Source organism: Reinekea sp. (genome assembly GCF_982785585.1).
In genome coordinates this window covers 60,582-64,130 of record NZ_CEYAVF010000012.1, presented here as the reverse complement: position 1 = coordinate 64,130, position 3,549 = coordinate 60,582, and the positions used below count along the sequence as shown (strand labels likewise).

Here is a 3,549-nt window from a genome sequence, read left to right as displayed (position 1 = left end):
AATCGTCGAAGCGAAAGCTTGGTGAATCGTCGACCTGGACGTCCGATGCATCGCCTGGTGCGGGCGCACCAATCTCGACCAAACCGCCCGGGTGATGCCACCAGCCGAGCGCGACGACCGGAGCAAAGGCCTGTACCGGCACGGTCACCGCCGGATAGAGCGGATTGATTGAAAACAGATGTTGGAGGTCGGTGATCAACAGCTCTTGGTGCTGTTCTTCGTGCGCTAAGCCGAGCGGCAATAAAGAGTCCAGTCTATTGAGCAGCTCAGGGCTCGATTGGCTCAGCAGCTGGGTCATATGCTTGTCGACATGGTGCCGATAGGCCAGCACCTCAGGCGCGCCAGGGCGGGTAATCGCGCCCCGTTGGGCGCGCGGAAACTGCTCGCCGATGCTGTTGTAATAGGAGTTAAACAGATATTCAAAAGCGGGATCGAACGCCGAATAGCCGGGTAAATTGGGTTTCAGTACAAAGGTTTCAAAGAACCAGCTGGTGTGCGCCAGATGCCACTTCACCGGGCTGGCATCGGGCATCGACTGCGCCGTTTGATCGGCTTCACTCAGGGGTTTAACCAGGGTCTCGGTCCGCTCGCGCGTCTTCTGATAAGCTGAGAGCCATGGGCCGCTTGCGTCAGCGACGCGCCGTGCTGTCATCGGATATCTCCTTACGATCTATTGCCGGCAAATGGACTACACCAGAGCGGCAGCCCTGATGATGCGATGACCTAATATAAGCACAGGCTGAGGGCTAATCAACCATCGCGCGCCACTGCATCGACGCCGGGTAACGTAACTGCATGTCTAGCCTATTGGCCGCGCGAGTCGATCGGGCTTTCCAGACCCTGCATTCTGTGTTTTGATCGCGCCAAACCAACGGAACTCTACGATGACGCAAACCATCTGGATTAAAAATCCACGCGCGGTCTTTACCGCCAACGCCCAAGATGCCCGCGGCGGTATCCTGATTCGCGGCACGACCATTGTCGAATTGGTCGCGCTCGGCGCGCAGCCGGTTGCGGCCGTCGATCAAGAATTCGATGCCACGGATCTGGTGTTGCTGCCCGGCCTGGTCAATACCCACCATCATCTGTACCAAACCCTAACCCGGGCGGTGCCGGCGGCGCTTAACAAGCGGTTATTTCCCTGGCTAAAAACCCTCTACCCGATTTGGGCCGGCTTGCAGCCGGAGATGTTGCACAGCGCGACCCAGTTGGGCCTGGCCGAACTGCTTCTGTCCGGCTGCACGACCGTGGCCGATCATCATTATCTGTTCCCGCTGGCGTTGACCGAGGCCATCGATATCCAGGTTGAGGCGGCCGCACAGATGGGCTCGCGGGTCGTGCTCACGCGCGGTTCGATGAGTTTGGGTGAACGGGATGGCGGTCTGCCGCCGCAGTCGACGGTGCAAACCGATGAGCAGATTCTGCGCGACTGCGAGCGGGTCATCATGCGCTTTCACCAAAGGGGTGCCGGCGCCATGGTGCAGATAGCGCTGGCGCCCTGCTCACCCTTTTCGGTTACCTCCGAACTGATGCGGCAAACCGCCGCGTTGGCCAAACAACGCGGCGTGATGTTGCATACCCACCTGGCCGAGACCTTCGATGAGAATGCGTTTTGCCTGCAGATGTTTGGTTTGCGGCCGCTCGATTATCTGGAGTCGGTCGACTGGCTACACGAGCGCACCTGGTTAGCGCACGGCATCCACTTTAACGATGCGGAGATTCAGCGCATGGGCGCGGCGCGCATCGGGGTGAGCCATTGTCCCAGTTCCAATATGGTGCTCGCCTCGGGCATAGCCCGTACGAAAGAGATGGAGGCGGCTGGGGTTAAGGTAGGTCTGGGCGTCGATGGCTCGGCGTCCAATGACGGCTCCAACCTGATACAAGAAGTGCGTCAGGCGTTATTGATTGGCCGATTGCGTTATCAGGCCGATGAGGTCAGCCATCTGGATGCTCTGCGTTGGGCCACCAAGGGCTCGGCACAAGTCTTGAATCGCGACGATATAGGCGAGCTGGCGGTGGGTAAACAGGCCGATCTGGCGCTCTTTTCGCTCGCGGAGGCACGTTTCTCCGGCGCCCACGATGCCCTCGCGGCCTTGGTGCTGTGCGGGGCTCATCGCGCCGAACATGTGATGGTGGCCGGCCGCTGGCGGGTGACCGATCACCGCCTTGTCGATCAAGACTTGGACACCATCCAACGCAGACATCGACACCAGGCCGAACAACTGCTCAAGCAGCAGGGCTAAGGCCAAGGCCAGGCGGCCGCGCGGTCGGCGTGCAACGCACTCCGCTAGTGGCTGCGGACTAATGAACTATGGAGAATTTCGCTACATTGGAGGATGATGCTCACTAGATTTGCACTACACCAAACAATTGTTTGAATGTTTTATATTTAACGGTTTTTCAAAACCAATGAACAACCTTGGAATGCTCCTTACTCTGATTCAAAGAGACCCAGACTATGACCATAAATCCTGAACTGTTTGCCACCGAATCCTATGTCGATGGCCAATGGCTGGCCAGCAGCACGCGTTTTGATGTCACCAATCCGGCCACCGGCGAGTTACTGGCCCAGATCGCCGACGGGTCCGTCGCGACGGCCGAACAGGCCGTGGCCGCGGCCAAACGCGCCTTGCCCGCCTGGCGCGCAAAATCCGCCAATGAGCGTGCCATCCTGCTGCGTCGCTGGCACGACCTAATGATCCAATACAAGGCCGATCTGGCACTGATCATGACCTTAGAACAGGGTAAACCGCTGGCCGAGGCCACTGCTGAAGTCGGCTACGGTGCCTCCTTTGTTGAATGGTTTGCCGAAGAAGCCAAGCGCGTCTACGGCGAGACCATCCCCAGCCCGTCTGCCGACCGACGCTATGTGGTGATTAAGCAGCCGGTTGGCGTGGTCGCGGCCATAACGCCGTGGAACTTCCCCAACTCGATGATCACCCGTAAGGCAGCACCCGCCCTCGCCGCCGGCTGCACCTTTGTGATTCGACCCGCATCCGAGACGCCCCTATCCGCTCTAGCGCTGGCCAAGCTGGCCGAAATGGCTGGCATCCCAGCAGGGGTGTTCAATATCGTAGTCGGCAGCGACGCGCGCGGCATTGGCAAGGTATTAACCGAAAGCCCGGATGTCGCTAAGTTTTCCTTTACCGGTTCCACCCCGGTCGGCAAGTTGCTGATCGCTCAGGCGGCCAGCACTGTGAAGAAAGTCTCCATGGAGTTGGGCGGTAACGCGCCCTTTATCGTCTTCGACGATGCCGATATCGATGCCGCCGTGAAGGGCGCAATGATGTCGAAATATCGCAACGCCGGGCAAACCTGCGTGTGCACCAATAGATTCCTGGTGCAGGACAGTGTTTACGATGTCTTCGTCGAGAAACTGACCGCAGCGGTGCAGCAACTTACGGTCGGCAACGGAATGGCCGAGGGCACGATTATTGGCCCACTAATCCACCCCCAGGCGATGGCCGAGATCGACCGTAAGGTTCAGGCCTCGGTCGCCCTGGGCGCCCAGGTAGTTACCGGTGGCGCGCCGCATGCATTGGGCGGCTC

General features: G+C 59.2%; 3 protein-coding genes. 2 read left to right on the top strand and 1 reads right to left on the bottom strand.

Features of this window, described 5'->3' with window-relative positions; all coding sequences use genetic code 11:
* On the bottom strand, positions 1-652 hold a 652-nt coding region (locus tag AC4FIC_RS06825; RefSeq protein WP_273286527.1), incomplete at its 3' end, for a DinB family protein.
* A 232-nt stretch (positions 653-884) separates the two neighbouring features.
* On the opposite strand from AC4FIC_RS06825, the gene AC4FIC_RS06820 reads away from it, so the two are divergent.
* Both AC4FIC_RS06820 and AC4FIC_RS06815 read left to right on the top strand, forming a co-directional pair.
* Entirely contained in the window at positions 885-2,243 is a 1,359-nt protein-coding gene (locus tag AC4FIC_RS06820; protein ID WP_100256178.1) for an 8-oxoguanine deaminase, read from the top strand.
* A 215-nt stretch (positions 2,244-2,458) separates the two neighbouring features.
* A partial coding sequence (locus AC4FIC_RS06815) for an aldehyde dehydrogenase family protein (protein WP_476195139.1) occupies positions 2,459-3,549 on the top strand: 1,091 nt, incomplete at its 3' end.

What these genes read in the sequence shown, in the direction of transcription:
- AC4FIC_RS06820 (WP_100256178.1), top strand. Translation starts at nt 885, where the DNA reads ATGACGCAAACCATCTGGATTAAAAATCCACGCGCGGTCTTTACCGCC.